Consider the following 21397-nt stretch of genomic DNA (forward strand, 5'->3'; position numbering starts at 1 on the left):
TAGTTACTCTTCTTCATCGGATTCTAAATCGTCGGCTGTCAATTCCTGATGCGGGATGGCGGCGATAATCGCATCTATTACTTTAGAGACTTGTAATATCTCAATATTCAAGTCAGGAAATTTTGTCCCTTTGGGCACGATCGCTCGTTTAAATCCCAACTTAGCAGCTTCTTTTAACCGCAGTTCCATTTGGGAAACCGATCGCACTTGTCCGCCTAAGCCAACTTCACCGATTAATACTGTACCTGGATCGACGATGCGATCGCGGAAACTAGCTACAATTGCGATCGCTATTCCTAAATCTACTGCTGGTTCTTCCACATTCAACCCACCCGCAGAAGCAACGTAAGAATCTAACTTGGACATGGGAATTCCCACCCGTTTTTCTAAGACGGCGAGAATTTGCACCAAGCGGTTGTAGTCTACGCCAGTTCCAGCACGCCGAGGGGAAGGGTAACTGGTGGGACTTACTAAAGCTTGCAATTCCACAACGATGGGGCGAGTGCCTTCGCAAGCAACCACAATTGCCGTACCTGGCGCTGGATCGTCACGGTTGCCTAAAAATAGCTCTGAGGGATTGGAGACTTCTCGCAATCCATCTGTCACCATTTCAAAGATACCGATTTCGTGAGTTGCGCCGAAGCGGTTTTTGACTGTGCGTAATAACCGATGGGAGGCAAAGCGATCGCCTTCAAAATACAACACTGTATCGACTAAATGTTCTAAAACTTTTGGCCCAGCGATCGCTCCTTCTTTGGTGACGTGTCCCACAATCAGCATGGTGACATCTTCGTGCTTCGCCACCTTCATCAGTGCTGCGGTACATTCCCGTACCTGAGCTACTGAACCTGGTGCAGAAGTCAGCGCCGGAAAAAACACCGTTTGGATACTATCAATCACCGCCACATTTGGTTTGAGAGAATCTATTTCCCGTAAAATTTCTTCTAAATCTGTTTCTGGCAGTACATATAAATCTGCACCAATACTGTCAGGGTCTATGGGTAATGTAGGATCTACTACTACTGTTACCTTTTCCTCATTAACCATACTTAGAGTTTTTGATACTCCCAAACGGGAAGCTCGTAATTTTACCTGCTGTCCCGATTCTTCGCCAGTTACGTAAAGGATGCGGTATTTCTGTGCTAATTGATTAGATACTTGCAACAATAAAGTCGATTTACCAATACCTGGATCGCCACCAATCAGCACCATAGAGCCAGGGACGACCCCACCTCCAAGCACTCGATCTAATTCTCCATAACCAGACTCCCAGCGAGCAATTTGGCGATCGGTAATTTGATCAAATGTTAAGGAAGCTCGCGCTTTAGCTGGTTTATTGTGAGATTTGCCATTGCCTTGAGCTGATTGCCAACTACTCACTCCCCCCCGGCTGGGTACATCTACTGAGGATTGAATAGAAATTTGTTCTTCTAGAGAGTTGTAAGTGCCGCAAGCTGGACACTTACCAAACCACTGGGGCGATTCTGCTCCACATTCATTACAAGTGAAAAAGGTTTTTGGCTTTGCCATTCTTAAATCTTATTAAATAATCTTAATATTTACTTAATTCTTGAAAAAAACTAAAAACTAATAATAGTGGTATTTAGAGCTTTTTCCAAATCAATTCATGGAATGATATCTTAATATTATGGTATTAAAAATTAATCATGTAAATTTTTAGTCAAGGAGCCTAGAGAAACTTGGAAAGCCATAAAGAAAAAATCTTGGTGGTAGACGACGAAGCCAGCATTCGCCGGATTTTGGAAACACGCCTTTCCATGATTGGCTACGATGTAGTGACAGCTGGCGACGGGGAAGAAGCTTTGGAAACTTTTCGCAAAACTGAGCCTGACCTGGTAGTTTTAGATGTAATGATGCCAAAGCTAGACGGCTATGGTGTATGTCAAGAATTACGAAAAGAATCAGATGTCCCCATTATTATGCTAACAGCCTTGGGTGATGTAGCTGATCGCATCACCGGGTTAGAATTGGGTGCTGATGACTATGTAGTTAAACCATTTTCCCCCAAAGAGCTAGAAGCCCGGATTCGCTCGGTGCTGCGGCGAGTAGATAAAAACGGTGCTTCTGGAATTCCCAGTTCTGGGGTAATCCATGTCGCTAATATTAAAATCGATACGAATAAGCGACAAGTCTACAAAGGCGATGAGCGCATTCGATTGACAGGTATGGAGTTCAGCTTGTTAGAGTTGTTAGTCAGTCGCTCTGGAGAAGCTTTTTCTCGTTCGGAAATTTTGCAGGAAGTATGGGGTTATACACCAGAACGTCATGTGGATACCCGTGTAGTAGATGTGCATATATCACGTTTGCGGGCAAAATTAGAAGATGATCCTAGCAACCCAGAATTGATTCTCACCGCACGGGGTACTGGTTATCTTTTCCAGCGGATTATTGAACCAGGGGAGGAGTGAGGAGATGAGGCAGGGGAAGCAGGGGGCAGGGAGCAGGGGGAGCAGGGGAAGTAGGAGAGGCAGGGGGAGAAGAACTTTAATTATTGTCCAATGCCCAATGCTCAATGCTCAATTCCCAATTTCTAATGACTAAACCTGATCCTAATCGAGTTTTGCGGCGTCTACCCATTGTCGTAGGTGGGTTAGGCGCTGTACTTTTATTGATTAACCGTTTATTAACACCGGAATTAACTCAGTCTCAATCGCGTGGTGATGTGGTGGGCGTGATTTTGAGCGCGGTGTTAATTTTGACGGGTTTAATTTGGCAGCAAGTTCAGCCGCGATCGCCTGATACTGTAGAGCTAATTGGAGAAGAAGGTTTTGTACTCGCACCAGATTTACCTGAAGCCGTAAAAACAGAGCTAGCCTGGGCATCTCATTTATTGTTGACTAATACAGTAACGCGATCGCTTGTAGTTTTTTATGAAGGTAAAGTTTTATTGCGTCGCGGGATTTTGGGTACTAAATCTGAAGTTGTGCCAGGAGTAATCTTAAAACAGGTACTCGAAAAACAAAAGCCGATTTATCTAGTTGCTCTAAAAATATATCCAGGTAGGCTTGAATTTGATTATTTACCAGAAAATACTCAAGGTGTAATTTGTCAACCTATTGGCAACCAAGGTGCGTTAATTTTGGGAGCGAATGCTCCTCGCAGTTACACCAAACAAGATGAAAACTGGATTGCGGGAATTGCTGATAAATTAGCCGTTACTCTTAGTACTTAGATTGTCAGCTAGTTTAAAAACCAGCCAATTTTAGTGAGACAAGGGGCTTAAGCCCCTTATTTGGGAGCAAGCTCGGAGCTAATCGGTATTAGCAAGTCATTTAGTGTCACAAGCGTATTTTAAATTTAAAAATTAAATCTAAAATCTAAAACTTAAAATTCAATCACCAAGAAGTCAAAAAATTCCAACCTTCCTTTTCTTGCGGTGTCTTTCCTTCTTTTTCTTCTAGTTCTTCCGGTGTCTTTAAATTTGTTTGTTGAATTAAATTATCATAAGCTCCTGAATCAACCCATTTCAATAACTCGCCAGCCCGCATAACTACCCAAGAAAGCCCAGATTCTGTATAGCTTAATATTTTAGTGACTTTATCCACACTATCAAAGTTATTGGATGCAAACTCACGGGCTTGGATGAGAAAATCTTCAATTACAGCAGTAGTCAAGTACTCATCTGGTAAACCTGCGAGTTTCATCAGTGTAGTAGTTGCTACGTCGATATCCTGACAAGCCAGTAAAGCAGCCCGATCGGCAGTGAACCTAGCCATCATCCGCCAATTATACAAACCTAGTTCCATACCACCAGCTACTAAGCCACCGACTCCTAGTGTGGTACTGCTTAACAAATTTTTTAACGTTGGCATAACAATTGCCATTTGGTGATAAATCATGTGCTGACTCTTGATGCGAGCGATTTCGTGTCCGAAAACATAAAGCAACTCATCTACGCCAAGCCACTCCATTGCATCTAAATTAATACCGACAAGGGGTTTTTCTACGCCAACAATATAGGTTTCAATGTGACCTGTGCCTCGAAATAGATATAATTCAGGAAATGGAGCAACATCAAGAATTTGGCAGGTTTCTACAAATGCTTGATGTAATTCGGGAAAATTACGGGGCGAAATTCTGATTTCACTACCAAGGCTTTGCAGTCTAAGTAGGCGATCAATACCGTATTCATTAATTTTTTTGAGTAGCAAGGAGACACCAGGCATATTTTGCAAAGAAGCCAAAGCTTTGCGATCAAAGGGGTGTTCGTAGGCTTCAGAACTTAGTCCAGTTAATATTTTTCTCGTCATTGGTTTTGAGCTTTTAAATAGCAGTTTAGAAGCATTAGCAAACTTGCACCACAGTGTACTAAGCATTTCTCGCTATCTTACCCAGATAGAATATACAGTAGGGGCGCACAGATGTGCGCCCCTATGAGAGAATTTGGAAATTTACAATTAATCTATGCAAATTATTTATTGGCTATTAATTGCCGTAATGGTTGTGGGTATTATCGGTGCTGTAGTTCCAGCTATTCCTGGTAGCAGCTTAATTTTAATTGCAATTATTATCTGGGGAATCGTTAGTAGTTCCTTTGCAGCTATCAAGATTCCACTAATTGTGACAATTATAGTTTTACTACTCAGTGTCGGAGTGGATTTTTTAGCTAGCTATGTGGGAGCAAAACAAGCTGGAGCTAGCAAGTGGGGGCAAATTGGCGCAATTGTCGGCTTAGTAGTAGGATTTTTGGGATTATTGCCAACTTTACCTTTTGGGGGGCCACTGTTAGGAATTTTACTAGGCCCGCTTTTAGGAGCAATTATTGGTGAGTATCTGTACCGACGTGAATTTGGGTTAGCAGTTAAAGCAGGTATAGGAATTGTAGTCGGATCTTTGGTTGGAAATTTGATTCAAGGGTTGTTAGCGATCGCCGCAGTTGTAGTTTTTGTTGTGACAACCTGGCCACAGGTATTTGGCTCTTAGCATTTGAAAAATCTGACAGATTTGAGAACAGCGGCAATAGCTAGCAATTAGTCGTTTGTTCCAAAGATTCAATTTGAGCGCAAAGACTATCCATAGTAAACAAATACAGCGGTTCCTCCCATTTATTCTATGAGAGGAACCGTTTCACTAAATATTGGCAACTCAAAAGATTAGATACACTGCATACTCCATTGATCTAAAATCTGGTTTAGTAATATTAAGTATAAATAGTTACCATACTTAACCATTACGCAGATAGTTTTTCTTAAAGCCAGAGCTATTGCCAATAATTTAAACCCTAGAGAGTAAGAGATATACGAAGCGGAGATATGTAAGAAATTAAAATTTTATGAAGACTATTTATTAGTTGAAGATGTGATGAAGACCACTCAGTAAATATTGCAGGTTCTAAGTCTATGTGATTTTATGGAGATAAGAAATACATCACGCAAGTTTCGCTTTCACTGACAGTATTGTAAATAGATTACTGATAGTAAAGGTCAAGCAATCAATTTCTCTGTTCCAGGTTATTATTAGGACTCTCAAACGCTCATGATTAATTTTAAATCTAAATTACTAAACGCGACTCTGGCTGCTAGTTTTGCAATCCCCTTGGCAACTGCTGGGATGCTTACATCTGCTGGTTCAGCTCAAGCTGTAAGCCTGACCGGGAGTATTGGTCTTACTGGTACATCTATCGTTCCTAGTGATGGAATCAATCCAACTGCTACCAGTATTAAATTTGTTGATGTTGATAGTGTTGATACTGATGGTGATTTTGCAGCCTTCTCACCAAGCTTATCAGCCGCAGGTATTACCATTAACACTCTAAATTTAACCAAGATAGCTAATGTATCAGGCACAACAGCTACATATTCTACAGGCGTTTACACTCCGTTCATTAATTTCGGATCGCAAACCTTGGGTAGTACTACTGCGCTTCTCACCTTTGATCTAGATGATTCTGTAGTTACCAGAACTCGGATATCGAAGACTAGTATTAATGACGTAGCACTCAATGGAATTACGGGGAAATTTAATTTCAATGGAAAAACTATTGGGGTTGGCAATTTGGGTGCTTCTCTTAATGGAAAAACAAGCGAGTACCACTTAACTCTCGAAGCAGTTAGCGTTCCTGAGCCAACCACAATGCTAGGTTTAGGTTTAGTTGGTGCTGGCATGATTATGTCTCGCCGTCGTAAAAGTGTCATTCAATAGTCCTATCCTAAATATAAAAAAGTTACTTTTAATTGCTAAAAGTAACTCTAATTGATCTATTCGATCTGGCTGGAATGCAAAATTTACCAACCAGGTCGAATTTTTTATACTGCCAGATAAATCTATATGAATGGTGAATTTTCTTAACCTTAGATAGACTTAAACTGACTGCAAAGAATTTTTAGCTTCGCTTGCGATCGCATCGACTTCATCATTAGCCAGAGTTTCTAATATAGATTTAGCTTCTGGATTACCCAAACGAGCCAAGGCTTGTACAAGTCTGTAACGAATTTGCCAATCTGGATTGGTAGCATAGGGAGCCAACAGCGGAACTGCTTGTACATCTCCCAAGTCACCCAAAGAACTAATAGCAGCAGTTTGGACTAATTCGTTTTCTGATGAGAGTGCCTCTTTGAGTAATTCAAAGGCTCGTGGATCGCCCAACTCTCCTAATGTAGCAATAATACTGAATTGTATTAGCCATTCACCAGTTGTATGATACAGCTGCTGTAAATCTTCAAAAGCTTCACGTAACTTCAGAGCGCCTAAACAGTCTGCTGCTGCTGCTTGTACATCTACTTCGGAGTCATGAAGCAAGCGATCGCGCAAGATATCCAAGGATAACTGTAAATCTTGGGTTCCAAGTGTATCCATTTGACTTACAGCTGAGTAACGGACACGGGAATTGCGATCGCCAATAGCACTTTGAATTAATTCAAAGCCAACCGCAGGTTCCAATTCGCGGATTTGATTTACTGCACGTAAGCGATCGCCTAAATCCTCAGAACTGAGCAATTGCTTAACAGACTCCGGAGTAATACTCATTTAGTTATCCTTGATTTTCAAATGTATAAAAAAGAGTCAAAAGTCAACAGTTAAATGTCAAAAACTCTTGACTAATGACTAATTACTAATGACTAATCTTGACTAGCAGCCATAGCCCGAATAATATCACCACGAGTGAGAATACCAATTACTTGACCAGTACTCTCAAGTACTGGTAAGCGGTGAACGCTGCGATCGTGCATGATTGTAGCTGCTTCTCTTAAAGTTTTATCAGGGGAAATAGCGATCGGGTTTTTACTCATCACCTCCCCGACAGTTTGCCCTAAAGCCTTGTGCAAATCACGGTCATACGTAGCAGGATTTTTTAAATAGATAACACTATCAAGAAACATAATGTACGCAGGTGGAGTAACACCAGTTTCTTGCCACATCAAATCGGTTTCCGAGATAATGCCCACCAATTTACCGAGATCATCCACAACAGGTAGTCCGCTGATATGGCGTTCTGCGAGAATTTGGATAGCTTCCTTGAGTGGAGTTTCCTCCCGGACAACAATAGGATCGCGGCTCATCACATCGGCAACGGTTTTAGGCATTTATTTGCTGACACCTTAAATCAAAGTCCCTGCGCCTATTGTAGAAAATTGCGGGACTCAACCTAATGCAATTAATAGATTGTTACGGGATTGGTCATTTCTCATTGGGCATTGGTTATTAATTATTCTCCTCTGCTCCCCTGCTCCCTCTGCTTCTTTCCTAGCCCCCACTTCCTTTCAATGCAGCAATAATTTGAATATTTGCTTTCGGAAAAGTAAAATGCTCTAGTTCTTCCAAATTTACCCAGCGAATTTCATCGGATTCTAAAGGTTGGGGGATACCTGTAAGATGGCGGCAGTGGTGTACTGTGAGGGTAACGCGCAAGTTTGTATAGCTGTGGTCAATAGTAATTAGATGCTCTCCCACTTCAATTACTATTCCCAATTCTTCGGAAATTTCCCGTTGAATACATTCCTGGATGGTTTCACCAGGCTCTATTTTACCACCAGGAAATTCCCACAAACCACCCATTGCCCCTTCTGGACGACGGCGGTCAATTAAAATTTGCTTTTGGTCATTCCAAATTACTGCAACACCAATGATTTTATGGGGTGGGAAAGAACTGGTTTCACTCATAGTTGAATGGGGAGTAGGGAGTAGGTAAAGAATAAATAATTTCTGAATTTTGACTCTTGACTAATAACAAAACTCGGCAGACTAGTTGTAACTCTGCCGAGTTTAGATTTATTGAAAAGGTTATTTAGCACTGTTCGTTTATCCACAAATGTGCATTAATCATTTATAAACAAGCCTCTAACATTGTGTGCGGTTAAAGACTTATTATTCAGACCGCACAAAAGGTTTGCAGGAGAAGGAATATTTTATGCTTTCTGCATAGATTCGGGAGTTATAACTAACTAGCCTGACATCATATCATTGATTGGATTAATCACCAAATTACAGGAGTTTGCAGAGAAGCGAAATCAAACACCCCGCCTTCCTCTGCGTTTAAACTTCAACCTGAATTCGTCACTATTTTGGATATTTTAAAAAACTTAGGTGATGTATAATCGGGAATTAGCGGCAAAGATTTCCCAGAGATTTATTTTAAATTCGCATCGCCGTAAGTTATGACTAGCTATCAGCCCAACAATATTGATTAAATTTGCCAAATTGCACATCTCTAGTCAATTTCGCTGTTGTCGGTTTCAGATCCTTGTAAGGCCATTTCAAAATTCATTCTCTGTTCAGCATTACGCAAGAAATAACCACTAATCATCGCAGAAGCAAGAAGCCTACCTAGATTTTCCCGATTTGTGGTTACGGTAACACCAAAGTGTTCTGAAGGTAGATTACCTAATAGTCCTGTAATATTCCGTTCCATCACCTGAAAGACTTCGGCAGACGTGGGTTTGGATAGCTGGGTAACTGTCTCTGGACTCAAGGATTTAACGTACTGCCAGAGTAAATCGTTAGTTTCTGATTCGCTATTAAAAAATTCTGAGACACGATTGGATGGGTTACTCATTTTTTAGCTCCTTAACTACCACTATTAGCTGCGGTGCTTGTGATTTAAATATTAAATGTCTGTTTTGGATTTGACTTAGTTATTTTGTCTTCCTGTCAACTAATGTAACAGCCTAGCGTAAGAGTGGAAGTAGGTGTAACCGTACCAAAGTCAGCGTATTTTCTCACCCCAATAAATAGGTGAGGAGTGGGGAGTTAATTACAAACTCATCACTCCTAACTTCTAACTTGCCAAATATTCATCCATGTTGGCTTTAGACTTGCGAAGTTTGCTTAAGGCTTCCCGTTCAATTTGTCGGACTCGTTCTCGACTGATGTTCAATATTTCACCAATTCTAGCCAGAGTCAGAGCTTGCCCATCAGTTAAGCCAAAGCGCAGTGTGATTACTTCCCTCTGTTGTGGCGTTAGATCGCCCATCAAGCGATCTAAGTCATAAGAAAGGGAAGATTGCATAACAAACTCTTCGGGAGAAGCCCCTGGATCTTCCAGCATTTCTCCGAGTTCGGTGTCGTAGTTATCACCCAGCCGCAAATCCAAGGAAAGGGGTAAACGCGCCTTTTCTAAATACTCTCGTACTTGTTTGGGGGTCAATTCTAATTCTTGAGCTAGCTCACCAGCTGTAGGAGCGCGTCCCAACTTTTGAGACAATTGGCGCTGTGCCTTTTTAATCTTATTTAATTTTTCGGTGATATGGATCGGCAGCCGAATGGTACGAGCTTTTTCGGCTATAGCACGAGTAATTGCTTGCCGAATCCACCAATAGGCATAAGTAGAAAATCTGTACCCTTTGGTCGGGTCAAACTTTTCTACACCTCGTTGCATACCAATACTACCCTCTTGGATCAAGTCCAGTAAATCGACGTTGCGCTTGATGTATTTTTTGGCAACGGACACTACCAGTCGCAAATTGGCTTCTACCATCTTGCGTTTGGCAATTTCACCATCTGCGATCGCTTCGTTCAACTCTGCTGGTTCTAGGTTTGTTGCTTTGGCCCACTCTTCTAGAGTCGGTTGACGATCTAGCTGGGTGGCAAGAGATTCCCTGGATTCGTGCAAAGCGCAGGAACGTTGCACCTGTTTACCATAGAAAATCTCTTCCTCGTGGGTTAAGAGTGGCACACGGCCAATCTCACGCAGGTAAGTCCGCACGAGGTCTGTGGCTGTCTGAGCGGTCTTCATGGCGCTACTCTTTGGTAATGATGGGGTTTGCGGTAGGGTCATTAAGGGATAGATGCTTTCTTTATTTATTTGGGTGCTACCCAGTCAGACTGGGAACCCATGCTATGGTTTGCAACTTACGCGCCTGAGAAACTCGGCTGCTCATAATAATCAAATTTAGGCTTCTTAACTGCTAAAACTACAGTTATTTCCTAGTTTTCACAAGTATCTACAGTTAGATAAAAGGTCGCTTTTTAAACATTTTTTATGGAAGTCCTATTAACAATTGTAACATTTATGAGAAGAATTTGGCTAGATAACGATATGAAATTTCCTGGTTTTTCCAGTTAATGTAACGTTGTTCTATATCTTAATGCTGAGCAAAAGTCAATTTAAGAAATCATCTGGTTAAAATAATTTTCCTCATATTTGTTAAAGTATCTCAATGAGAACTATATTCATTCTCTTATAACAATTACTTAATTTTCTTGGGTATTGGGAATTGGGCATGGGGAATTGGGCATGGGGAATTGGGCATGGGGCATGGGGCATGGGGCATGGTTATTCTCCTTATCCCCGTGTCCCTCCCAGTCTTCAATTTTGAATTTTGTTAGCGCAGCGTAAAGGCTTCGGCATGGCTTCTCTACGAGACGCTACCGCGAACGCTTAGAGCGAGTCCGCGTACTCTTACAGAGAAGCAAGCTACGCGCAGCGTCTCGTAGAGAGCGTCATTTTGAATTTTGAATTGATTTCTCCCTGCTCCCCTGCTCCCCTGCTTCCGTACTCTCTACTCCCTAGCGATCGGGCAGTACTCTTGGATAGTTTTTACGTCTAAAGTCGTATTTTGTAAGGAACGGATGGCGGCGACGGTAGCTTTTGCACCGGCGATGGTAGTAATGATGGGAATTTTGTAAGCTAAGGCTGTGCGGCGGATTAACCTAGCATCAGTCTGAGCTTCTTCCCCTGAAGGTGTGTTGATAATAAGTTGGATTTTCTGGTTTTTGATCGCATCAAGGACGTGGGGACGACCTTCATGGAGTTTTAACACTAATTGAATATTTAGCCACTGTTCCAGAAGAACTCGGCGTGTACCAAGGGTAGCCATCACTGTAAAGCCCAAATCGATAAATTCCTTCACCACACCACTTGCAGCAGCTTTATCGCGATCGCTCATTGATACAAATACAGTTCCACTTAGCGGTAAACGCTCCCCGGCACCCATTTCCGCTTTGGCAAAGGCACGGCCAAAGTCGCTGTCAATCCCCATCACCTCACCAGTGGATCTCATTTCTGGACCCAATATTGTATCAGTTCCTGGGAATTTATTAAAGGGTAATACAGCTTCTTTTACAGCAATGTGAGTTGGGATGACTTCTTCGGTGAAATGTAGCTCCTCTAGGGTTTTACCCGACATAATTAAGGATGCTAGTTTCGCTAACTGTACGCCTGTTGCTTTAGATACAAAGGGTACTGTGCGAGAAGCGCGGGGGTTAGCTTCTAAAATGTAAACTTGGGGAGAATAGCTGCTTGCGCCGACAACGGCAAATTGAATATTCATCAATCCCACGACTGACAGCGCTTGCGCTAGCTGTACCGTCCATGTGCGAATTTGATTGAGAACTGCTGGTGATAGAGAAATGGAAGGTAAGGAACAAGCGGAATCTCCTGAGTGAATCCCCGCCTGTTCGATGTGTTCCATGATGCCACCAATCACCACCCGTCCCGTGTGGTCGGCGATCGCATCGACATCGACTTCAATGGCGTTTTCCAAAAACTTATCAATCAAAATCGGATGTTCTGGTTCCACTAGTACCGCAAAGGTCATGTAGCGTTCCAACTCAGCATCGGAATAAACGATTTCCATCGCTCGTCCCCCCAAGACATAGCTGGGACGTACCACCACCGGATAGCCAATGCGTTTAGCAACAATCAGCGCATCTTCGTAACTCCGCGCAATACCATTAGGCGGCTGGGCGATATTCAACTGTTGGAGAATCTTTTCAAACCGCTCCCGGTTTTCTGCCATATCGATGGAATCTGGCGATGTACCCCAGATTCTAGTCAGCAGTCCAGAAGTGTTATTGGTAAGAAACTCTTGTAATGGGATAGCCAACTTTAGCGGTGTTTGTCCGCCAAATTGGATTATCACCCCAACTGGATTTTCAGTCTCGATGATGTTAAGGACATCTTCTTTTGTTAAAGGCTCAAAGTAAAGGCGATCGCTGGTATCGTAATCTGTTGAAACTGTCTCTGGGTTAGAGTTAACCATAATCGTCTCATACCCCGCTTTCTTCAAAGCATAGGCGGCGTGACAACAACAATAGTCAAACTCAATTCCCTGTCCAATGCGGTTGGGACCACCACCCAAAATCAACACTTTTGGCTTGGTTGCGGGCATGACCTCTGTTTCTTCTTCGTAAGTAGAATAGTAGTAAGGGGTAAAGGCTTCAAATTCAGCGGCGCAGGTATCTACGGTTTTATAAACTGGGATAATTCCTAGTGACTTGCGGTAGGCGCGAACTTCATCTTCAGTGGTTTTGGTGGCATAAGCAATCTGGCGATCGCTATATCCGTCACGCTTCACTTCATAAAACTGCTCTTTTGTCAATTGCTGCAAAGGTGTCCGCTTCAGGAATTTCTCGACATCTAGCAGTTGCTGAAATTTATCTAGGAACCACGGGTCAATACCAGTCAGTTCATAGATTTCCTCAGCACTAATGCCTAGTTGCAAGGCATGGCGCACAGAGAAAATGCGATCAGGGTTAGGTGTCCGTAGTTGGGCGCGAATTTGTTCACCACTGGGTAATTTTTCGGCTTTATCGCAACCCCAACCAGCGCGTCCGGTTTCGAGCGATCGCAGTGCCTTTTGGAAGGATTCGTTGAATGTGCGTCCAATTGCCATGGCTTCCCCGACTGATTTCATTTGGGTTGTCAGCACTGGGTCAGAACCGGGGAACTTTTCAAAGGCGAAGCGAGGAATTTTTGTCACCACATAGTCAATTGTCGGCTCAAAAGACGCGGGAGTTTTCTTGGTGATGTCATTTTTAATTTCATCCAAGGTGTAGCCCACAGCTAATTTCGCGGCCATTTTGGCGATGGGGAAACCCGTAGCTTTGGAAGATAAAGCCGAACTGCGTGAAACGCGGGGGTTCATCTCAATTACCACCACATCCCCATTAACTGGATTGACGGCAAACTGGATATTAGAACCGCCAGTTTCCACACCGATTTCGCGGATGATTTTAATTGCCATATCCCGCAGCCTTTGATATTCTTTATCAGTGAGGGTTTGCGCGGGAGCGACGGTAATTGAGTCCCCAGTGTGGATACCCATCGGGTCAAGGTTTTCGATGGAACAGATAATCACCACGTTATCTGCCAAGTCACGCATCACTTCGAGTTCATATTCTTTCCAGCCGAGTAAAGACTGGTCAATGAGAATTTGCGAAACGGGGCTGGCATCTATACCTACCTGTGCCATTTCTTCAAATTCTTCTTGGTTGTAGGCAATACCACCGCCACTTCCACCCATTGTGAAAGCTGGACGAATAATTAGGGGATAAGTACCAATTTGGCGGGCAACAGCTTTGGCTTCTTCTAAAGTTTCGGCTGTGTCGCTGGGACACACAGCTACCCCAATTCTTGCCATTGCTTCACCAAACAGTTTTCGATCTTCGGCTTTTTCGATCGCTGGGAGTTTAGCGCCGATTAACTCAACGCCGTACTTTTCCAAAACGCCGTTTTTGGCTAAAGCAACGGCGAGATTGAGGGCAGTTTGTCCTCCCATTGTTGGTAGTAAAGCATCGGGGCGTTCTTTTTCGATGACTTTTTCGACCAATTCCGGCGTCAGCGGCTCAATGTAAGTGCGATCGGCCGTTTCCGGGTCGGTCATAATCGTTGCAGGGTTGGAGTTGACCAAAACCACTTCATAGCCTTCTTCTCGGAGCGCTTTGCAGGCTTGAGTGCCAGAGTAGTCAAACTCACAGGCTTGTCCGATCACAATTGGACCAGAACCTAACAGTAGAATCTTCTGGAGGTCGTCACGGCGGGGCATAGTCGTTGCCTTGGAATACGAGAATAGAAATCCTGATCATTTTAAGGGTCTTTACCCCCTCTGGTGCTTTTTATTATTAAGTTTTCTAAGTTTGATGACAGGAGGGGAGTGGGGAACGGGGAGCAGGGAGCAGGGGGACAAGGGGGAATTATTGAACAAGTCTCTCCCTTGTCTCCCTCTTCCTTGTCTACCTTGTCTCTTTCTTCATGCCCAATGGCTAATGATTATTTTGTATTTTTAATTTTATTTAATTATGAACCTCAAATTTCTAAAGCTTTTGCGAATCTTTATTATTTAATCTGATAACTCTTGCGATAAATGATGATTTATTTTGGTATCTATCTGTCTGCTTATTTATACACAAATAGATTACTTAGATAAAAATTTATCTTAACTAGCTAATTGCTAAATATTTTCAACGTTAAATATTATATAAATATGTTTACTTAGATTAAAAATGGCAGAGAAATAGGGATACCATTCTCTGCCATTTTTTATAATATTTTAATAGTTGGTGCTGTCAACTTTTTCTTTCAGTCTAGGTAGACAAATCTAGATTATGAGAATTTTAGCTTTGAGCTGCTTGGACAAACCCTAAAGTTAAGCTGTCTTTGGCGAGGAAGTGAGATAAATGATACGCACGTTCCTCAGTTTTCAACAAAATCTTTTCGTACAGATAGCGTGTGCCCCGATCGCCTAAACTCTCTGCCTGAGCGGCTTGGCGACGAATTACGCCAATGATTGCTTGTTCGGCAGCTAGGTCATTTTCCACCATTTGGCGAGAAGAATATACGCCTTCAGATTCTTGCTCAAAACAGGTTAATTCTGCTAATTTGCTGAAGGTAGCTACTGGCACACCACCGAGTCCATCTAAACGTTCTCCAATTTCATGAACGTGGTCTTGTACTTGGTTGTAGCTTTCGTTAAAAAACTCATGCAGAGAGTAAAATTCTGAGCCTTCAACTACAAAATGATGCTTTTGGTACTGCAAGTACAGTGCCTGGAAACTAGCTAATACAACGTTAAATCCTTCTGTAACTGGAGCGGTTACACTGTGATCCAGCAACACAGGATTGTCATATACATGACCAAAATTCCGTAACAGAGTTTGCGTTTCAGACATTGTTCTCCTCGTTATTTAGCAATTATAGATTTTAACTGCTTATTCCTTACATATTAACATTTTCACAATAAGAGCAAGCCAATTTGCCATCACAATATTTTGTATTTTTGTTTACTAAAAATCTTAAGTTTATTGTTCGCTGGATTATGGCACACCCATTGAGTTGTGTATATTTCTCATTACTATTGACATGAACAATTAAGTGTGCATACCTACCGAAGGGAGTGAGGGGAGATGGAGGAGTAAATGCCTCCTTGCCCTAATACTCCTTGTCATCCCCCCGATCTCTCTCATGGGATGATTGCAAGAATTTTATTTTTTTTGCAAAATTAATGAGAATTGTTTGCACTTAAGGTATGCTGGTTTTAAGAGGTTAGACTACTAAGATTTTCAAAAAGCAGGGAGTTAAATGGCGGTAGTTACTGCAAGTTTGTTGCACTTTGAGGGCAATGCTCTTGAAATCATATAGTTCAGAAATAGAAATAAACCACCTTGTAGAGGTGAATTGGGTAGACCGCTGGCAAGTCTATCAACGCTTAGAGGAGTTAGACGTTCCCTGTAGTTGTGCGGCTAACCAGCCATTAAAAGTTGAAATTAGCAATCCGACTGCGGCTGTTCAACTTTGGAGTGTAGTACGGCGATTTACAGCCTCTCGTCAAGACCAGATTTGGACTCTTGAGTGTTGCTGGAAAAGTCGCTATCAACAGTTCTAATGTTTAGCTACTGCTGAGAATATCTCGCTTGACAGCTTGTACTAGTTAAAAGGAGGTTATAAAAATGGGTGCATCTCAGAATATGGAAGTCTCAGAATTTTGCCTTGAGGGCAGATTTATAGATTTTGTGATTAAAGACGGCTATAAGCTGAAAGGTTTACTGCTAGGTACTCATGAGGGTGAATGCTACGTTAAACTTGCTAAACACTTACGGGCTGCTTTTGATTTGCGGCTACCAGCAGGTACTTGGCTACAAGTTGTTGGTTATAAAGAATACGATATAAAAAAAGACAAAGTTACACTGAAAGCTGAACGTGTGATGGCGGCGCGTTCTGAAATAGCAACAATTCAAACGATCGCAGCACCACAAAAACCCCCATCTATTGATAATGTCAAGGTAAAACCAGCTAAGACTAAGGCCACGATTTTGGTGTGTCAAAAGTCTGATTGTATGAAACGCGGTGGTAAAGGAGTTTGTCAGGCGTTGGAGGCGGCTTTAAGCGATCGCGGTTTAGAAGACCAAGTTACAATTAAGGGCACTGGTTGTATGAAGAACTGTAAAGCTGGGCCGAATTTAGTAATGCCAGACAAAACGCGCCATAGCCGAATTCAAGCTGCACAGGTTCCAGCGTTGATGAACAAGCATTTTGGCGACAAAAACTTGTCAGCACAGCCTGAGAATTTAAGAGAAGCGGCAATACCTAAATGGTGAATTTTGCAGAATTAAGTAGTGAAATGTTGACATTTTAATGAGAAAGTTTAATAATATCTTCTCAAGTGTGTTCCGTTAATAACTCGGTCGTAAGCTTTGCTAAAAGTTAGCAATAAAATCAAAAAACTGGCTTTAATTAAGGCCAGTTTTTTGAATGAATGGGGTTTAAATTGAGCAATTTTTAACCGCAATGCTTCGATAATTTGGAACGATTCAAGGGAATGTGATTGATTGGTGAATACGTAGACGTACTGAGGCTTGTTGTTGGACATAGCTTACAGTTGAAGCGTCAATCATCAATGACTTAAAAACAAATGCCACATAACCTTCAGTGGATATACATTGTTTTTTTCCCACTTAGCACGATAGTCATGATTTTTCTAGTCCGTCATGACTGGAATCGCCTCGCTAAACTCTACCGCACCCAAGAAGCGCCGCCTTTAAACTTTTCGCGAATGAATAGTGGTTCTGTGGGTTTGGTGTATTACAAGGGAACTTTAAACGTTGGTACAATTTTCAAGGGATTTATCTGAGTATTTTCCCCTTGTTTAGCTCACGCAACATCCTTGTTTATTTCGTTTCTGATTTCGTTTTGAATTTCATCCCAAGACAGGGCTAAGTAGTAATTGCGATCGCTTAATATTTGTATGCAATTGGGTTGAGCGATGCCTGGGTTGGGCTACGCCGAAGCAAAGCAGTTTGTCATGGGTTGGCTAAAATCGCTTAGCATTTGTATGCAATTAGGTTTAGCCGCAAGTCTCCTGAAGGCAAGTTAACTGGGATTTTATGCTTACCCGTTTGTCCGCCAGAGATTGAAATCTCAGGCTCATAGCGCAAGTCCACTCAAGTGGACTGAAACCCTTTTCTAGTTTTGTTTAGAAGACTTTAGGTGTAAGAGAGGGAATTGATTCCCAGGCGGTTGTTGGGACTTGTGGGTTTTCTGACGGGTAAGTTAGAAATTACATGACCTAAGTTAGAGAAGACTGCAACAACTGTCGTATGGATGTAGCCTGTACATGGTTAGGGAAGATAGTTAAAAAGTCATTTAGGTCTTGGATAGCTGCATGGATACGCTCTAAGGAAGCACCTTGAGATAAAACATAGCGATATAACTGCTCTGCTGGTTGATTATATTGAGCAGCCAAATAGTAAAGGGCTAAGTTAAAGGCATTATTCCAGTCTTTAGCATCTTTTTCGTAATCTTCTTTAGCAAGCTTGATGGCAAGGAGTAAATCAGCCCGTGCTTTATCTGCTTGGTTAAGAGCTAGGTAAGCTAAAGCGCGATTATACAATTTCCAATTACTGTCAGAATCTAAGTCAATAGCGCGGTTGAAATCTGCAAGAGCCTCATTATATAGCTTAAGCATTAGGTAAGTTTGACCGCGAAGTGCGATCGCCCAGTCGAGTTTGGGGTTAAGTTCAATGGCACGGTCAAAATCTTCTAGGGCTTCTGGATAACGCTTTATTGATTGGTAAGTTTCACCGCGACATGCGATCGTCCAGTCGAGTTTGGGGTTAAGTTCAATGGCACGGTCAAAATCTTCTAGGGCTTCTGGATAACGCTTTATTGATTGGTAAGTTTCACCGCGACATGCGATCGTCCAGTCGAGTTTGGGGTTAAGTTCAATGGCACGGTCAAAATCTTCTAGGGCTTCTGGGTAAAGCTCCATTAAGCGGTAAGTTTCACCACGATTTGCGATCGCCTCGTCGAGTTTGGAGTTAAGTTCAATAGCGTGGTTGAAATCTTGTAGGGCTTCTGGGTAACGCTCCATTAAGCGGTAAGTTTCACCACGATTTGCGATCGCCCAGTCATATTTGGGGTTAAGTTCAATGGCACGGTCAAAATCTTGTAGGGCTTCTGGGTAACGCTCCATTAAGCGGTAAGTTTCACCGCGATTTGCGATCGCCCAGTCAGATTTGGGGTTGAGTTCAATAGCGCGGTCAAAATCTTCTAGTGCTTCGGCATATCGCTCCATTAAGCGGTAAGTTTCACCCCGAAATGTGATTGCCAAGTCGAGTTTGGGGTCAAGTTCAATGGCATGGTCAAAATCTTGTGAGGCTTCGGCGTATCGCTCGATTAAACAATAAGTTACACCCCGAAGTATGATTGCCGAGATATTTTTGGGGTCAAATTCAATGGCGCGGTTAAAATCTTGTATAGCTTCCTGATAACACTCCATTAAACGGTAAGTTTCACCGCGGCTTGCTATCGCCCAATTGGATTTGGGATTAAGTTCAATAACGCGGTCAAAATCTTGTATGGCTTCTTGGTAAAGCTTCATGGATTGGTAAGTTTCACCGCGAAGTGTGATTGCCAAGTCAAGTTTGGGGTTAAGTTCAATAGCGTGGTCAAAATCTTGTATAGCTTCTGCGTAACGCTCCATTGAGCAATAAGTTTTACCGCGAAGTGTGATTGCCAAGTCGAGTTTGGGGTTCAGTTCAATAGCACGGTTGAAATCTTGTATAGCTTCTGCGTAATGCTTCATTGAGCAGTAAGTTTCACCGCGAAGTGTGATTGCCGAGATATTTTTGGGGTTCAGTTCAATAGCACGGTTGAAATCTTGTATAGCTTCTGAGCAGCAGCTTTTTTTGTAATTAATTATACCTCTGAAAATTAAATACTCCGCTTCTTCAGGCGCTAACTTTATAGCCTCGGTTAAATCTTCTAAAGCTTTTGAGTATTGATTAGATTGGGAGTAAATATAACTACGTCTGTTTAAAGCTACTGCACGCAACTTTACCTCAAGACTGGCATTACTTAACAACGCTGTTAGCATTTCAGCAGCAACTTTATAGCGTTCTTCCTCATAAGCTTTTAACCCATTCGCTAGTTGCTCACCCCAACGCTGAACTTCAGAGGAATCGACATCTTTACCAGCCTGAAGCATGGTTTCTACATATTTTTGGGCAAATTTGGGTTGATTTTTGAGTGCAGCGAGAAATTCATTGAGAGCTACAGATAAATTCTTTTGCGGTGACTGACATAAGTTGTGGTACAACACGTTTAATGTGTGACTTTGCCAGTTAGGATCGCGCTGTTTTTCTTCTTCCTCTAATTGCAGATCATTCCGCAGCCTGTCATAATATTTTGCCAACTTGCCATGTATGTCAGCCCAACCTTGCGGCGATGAAAGGCGCTTGTGGCGTAACATTTGGGTTTTGACCACATCATGATAAGCCCAGCCGTCGGTACGTTCGTTGACAAAGGATGTTTCTTTTAGCCAAGTAAATAACTCTTCAGCTTCTTCTTCTGTTCTTAATTTGGCTATAACATCTCGATTCAAACACCGAGGAATGGCAGCATCAAGCGCCACTTGTTGTCGTTTGGGGTCATCAACCCATTTTAAAAAGCGTTCTACAGCACTGCTGCTAGGCTCAATTACCTGGTTTGGATCATTGGGATGAGTATCTGCTAGCATTCCCACCAGCAAGGGTAAGTTTCCAGAAAGGTGTAAAATCACTTCAACAACGCGATTGTCCGTAATGCCTTTGCGAGTGAGATATTGTTGGGCTTCTTCTTCTGTAAAGGGTTCTAGAGGGAAACGAACTATTAACCCCTCATAAGGTGCCCAATGATTTTTATCTAATTCATGCCGACCAGCAATAGTTATCAATATATTGAGAGATACTTCACCGTGGCGACCTTCCAGAATTTCCCGTAGCCAGTTATCTAGAAATTCTCCGGTGCGTTCATAAGTATCAAGAAACAGAACAACACCAGTTTTCTCAGCAATTTTAAAAATATCTTGCAAAAATAACGGGGTCAGAACTTCTTCAGGTTCTTGAACTAAACGCACCTCATCTTTATTTGTTATTTTCTTTGCAACATAAGAAGCCCATTCTCCAGCTTGGGTAGCAAAAGCATCCTCATCTACAAAGTCAAATACAGCGCCGCCAACGGGAACTCGACGCGCTAGACGCACACCAGTTTTTGCCATAGTTTTCCCGACAAATGCCGAAAAGCCTTGAGGAGCTTCTGGATCGGTTTCTAATTCTTGGCGCTTTTGACGGTAAACTTTGTAGCGTTCTGTAAACTGCGTTAGTTTATGACCTTGCCGTTCTAAGTCCTCAGCTAGACGACCCATAACTTCTGGTATAGTTTTTTCAGCTTCATCGATATAAGCCGAGATGATTTTTGCTTCGTCAGCAATTTTACGAAACTGTCGCAGCAGGGTACTTTTACCAACTCCACCTTGACCCCAAACGTTATACAGAAAACGACGGCGATCATCTTCTGGGGGTAATGCTAAATTTTGGCGAAATTGGTTTACTTGGTCTTCACGACCCACAAAACCTGATTGTTGACGTTGCTTAAGAATATCTTGTAGACTCTTGGGCTTGTTTTGTGGGTTCATTACAAGATTCAATTTAGAGATGCTAATGCTTACAGAATAACTACTAAATATACAAGGTGTATTTCGGAATTTACTAAACTTTTTTTGGGTAATTAATTTATTATGCGTTGACTTTCTGAGGCTCAACGTTGACCTTTTGAGGCTCAACTTTGACCTTCTGAGGCTCAACTTGTGACCTTCTGAGGCTCAACTTTGACCTTCTGAGGCTCGACGTTGACCTTCTGAGGCTCAACTTTGACCTTCTGAGGCTCAACTTTGACCTTCTGAGG

At 42.3% G+C, this 21397-nt stretch carries 18 protein-coding genes; 7 read left to right on the plus strand and 11 right to left on the minus strand.

Annotated features, from left to right (window positions below; genetic code table 11):
- Nucleotides 1-3 precede the first annotated feature (3 nt).
- A complete protein-coding gene (gene radA, locus HWQ43_RS13615; protein WP_292734265.1) occupies nt 4-1530 on the minus strand; it encodes a DNA repair protein RadA in 1527 nt (508 codons plus the stop codon).
- A gap of 170 nt (nt 1531-1700) precedes the next feature.
- Here radA and rpaB point away from each other — a divergent pair, with 170 nt between their 5' ends.
- Together rpaB and HWQ43_RS13625 are read left to right on the plus strand one after the other, a co-directional pair.
- Nucleotides 1701-2429, plus strand: coding sequence for a response regulator transcription factor RpaB (gene rpaB, locus HWQ43_RS13620; RefSeq protein ID WP_012412029.1), 729 nt, complete (start codon nt 1701-1703; stop codon nt 2427-2429).
- Between the two features lie 125 nt (nt 2430-2554).
- Nucleotides 2555-3193 (plus strand): cofactor assembly of complex C subunit B, encoded by a 639-nt coding sequence (locus HWQ43_RS13625; RefSeq protein WP_292734269.1) that lies wholly within the window; start codon nt 2555-2557, stop codon nt 3191-3193.
- A 163-nt stretch (nt 3194-3356) separates the two neighbouring features.
- Here HWQ43_RS13625 and HWQ43_RS13630 read toward each other — a convergent pair whose 3' ends face one another.
- Nucleotides 3357-4271, minus strand: a complete 915-nt coding sequence (locus HWQ43_RS13630; protein ID WP_292734272.1) for a M48 family metallopeptidase — start codon at nt 4269-4271, stop codon at nt 3357-3359.
- A gap of 154 nt (nt 4272-4425) precedes the next feature.
- On the opposite strand from HWQ43_RS13630, the gene HWQ43_RS13635 reads away from it, so the two are divergent.
- Nucleotides 4426-4944: a DUF456 domain-containing protein gene (locus HWQ43_RS13635; protein ID WP_194042414.1), complete on the plus strand. Its 519-nt coding sequence runs from the start codon at nt 4426-4428 to the stop codon at nt 4942-4944.
- Nucleotides 4945-5496: 552 nt separating this feature from the next.
- Entirely contained in the window at nt 5497-6162 is a 666-nt protein-coding gene (locus HWQ43_RS13640; protein ID WP_292734281.1) for a PEP-CTERM sorting domain-containing protein, read from the plus strand.
- Nucleotides 6163-6321: 159 nt separating this feature from the next.
- On the opposite strand, the gene nblB is transcribed toward HWQ43_RS13640, so the two are convergent.
- From nblB to HWQ43_RS13675, 7 genes are all read right to left on the minus strand, one after another.
- A complete protein-coding gene (gene nblB, locus HWQ43_RS13645; protein WP_292734284.1) occupies nt 6322-6987 on the minus strand; it encodes a phycobilisome degradation protein NblB in 666 nt (221 codons plus the stop codon).
- Between the two features lie 92 nt (nt 6988-7079).
- Nucleotides 7080-7544, minus strand: coding sequence for a CBS domain-containing protein (locus tag HWQ43_RS13650; RefSeq protein ID WP_190938738.1), 465 nt, complete (start codon nt 7542-7544; stop codon nt 7080-7082).
- Nucleotides 7545-7704: 160 nt separating this feature from the next.
- Nucleotides 7705-8121: an 8-oxo-dGTP diphosphatase MutT gene (gene mutT, locus HWQ43_RS13655; protein ID WP_292734292.1), complete on the minus strand. Its 417-nt coding sequence runs from the start codon at nt 8119-8121 to the stop codon at nt 7705-7707.
- A gap of 547 nt (nt 8122-8668) precedes the next feature.
- Nucleotides 8669-9013, minus strand: a complete 345-nt coding sequence (locus HWQ43_RS13660; RefSeq protein WP_099102117.1) for a DUF760 domain-containing protein — start codon at nt 9011-9013, stop codon at nt 8669-8671.
- A gap of 222 nt (nt 9014-9235) precedes the next feature.
- On the minus strand, nt 9236-10192 hold the full coding sequence (locus HWQ43_RS13665; RefSeq protein WP_292734295.1) for an RNA polymerase sigma factor, RpoD/SigA family: 957 nt from the start codon (nt 10190-10192) through the stop codon (nt 9236-9238).
- Between the two features lie 766 nt (nt 10193-10958).
- Nucleotides 10959-14225: a carbamoyl-phosphate synthase large subunit gene (gene carB, locus HWQ43_RS13670; protein ID WP_292734298.1), complete on the minus strand. Its 3267-nt coding sequence runs from the start codon at nt 14223-14225 to the stop codon at nt 10959-10961.
- 568 nt (nt 14226-14793) lie between these two features.
- Complete coding sequence (locus HWQ43_RS13675; protein ID WP_194044835.1) at nt 14794-15348, minus strand: Dps family protein; 555 nt, start codon at nt 15346-15348, stop codon at nt 14794-14796.
- A 455-nt stretch (nt 15349-15803) separates the two neighbouring features.
- On the opposite strand from HWQ43_RS13675, the gene HWQ43_RS13680 reads away from it, so the two are divergent.
- Entirely contained in the window at nt 15804-16061 is a 258-nt protein-coding gene (locus tag HWQ43_RS13680) for an Asr1405/Asl0597 family protein (RefSeq protein WP_292734303.1), read from the plus strand.
- A 64-nt stretch (nt 16062-16125) separates the two neighbouring features.
- Nucleotides 16126-16773, plus strand: coding sequence for a (2Fe-2S) ferredoxin domain-containing protein (locus tag HWQ43_RS13685; protein ID WP_292734305.1), 648 nt, complete (start codon nt 16126-16128; stop codon nt 16771-16773).
- 47 nt (nt 16774-16820) lie between these two features.
- Here HWQ43_RS13685 and HWQ43_RS13690 read toward each other — a convergent pair whose 3' ends face one another.
- Complete coding sequence (locus HWQ43_RS13690; RefSeq protein WP_292734307.1) at nt 16821-17045, minus strand: hypothetical protein; 225 nt, start codon at nt 17043-17045, stop codon at nt 16821-16823.
- A 99-nt stretch (nt 17046-17144) separates the two neighbouring features.
- On the opposite strand from HWQ43_RS13690, the gene HWQ43_RS13695 reads away from it, so the two are divergent.
- Nucleotides 17145-17306 carry a hypothetical protein gene (locus tag HWQ43_RS13695; RefSeq protein WP_292734309.1) on the plus strand — a complete coding sequence of 54 codons (162 nt, stop codon included), beginning with the start codon at nt 17145-17147 and terminating at the stop codon, nt 17304-17306.
- Nucleotides 17307-17741: 435 nt separating this feature from the next.
- On the opposite strand, the gene HWQ43_RS13700 is transcribed toward HWQ43_RS13695, so the two are convergent.
- Nucleotides 17742-21128, minus strand: a complete 3387-nt coding sequence (locus HWQ43_RS13700) for an ATP-binding protein (RefSeq protein ID WP_292734312.1) — start codon at nt 21126-21128, stop codon at nt 17742-17744.
- Nucleotides 21129-21397: the final 269 nt, after the last annotated feature.

Source organism: Nostoc sp. JL31 (assembly GCF_017114965.1).
Taxonomy (GTDB): Bacteria; Cyanobacteriota; Cyanobacteriia; order Cyanobacteriales; family Nostocaceae; genus Nostoc; species Nostoc punctiforme_A.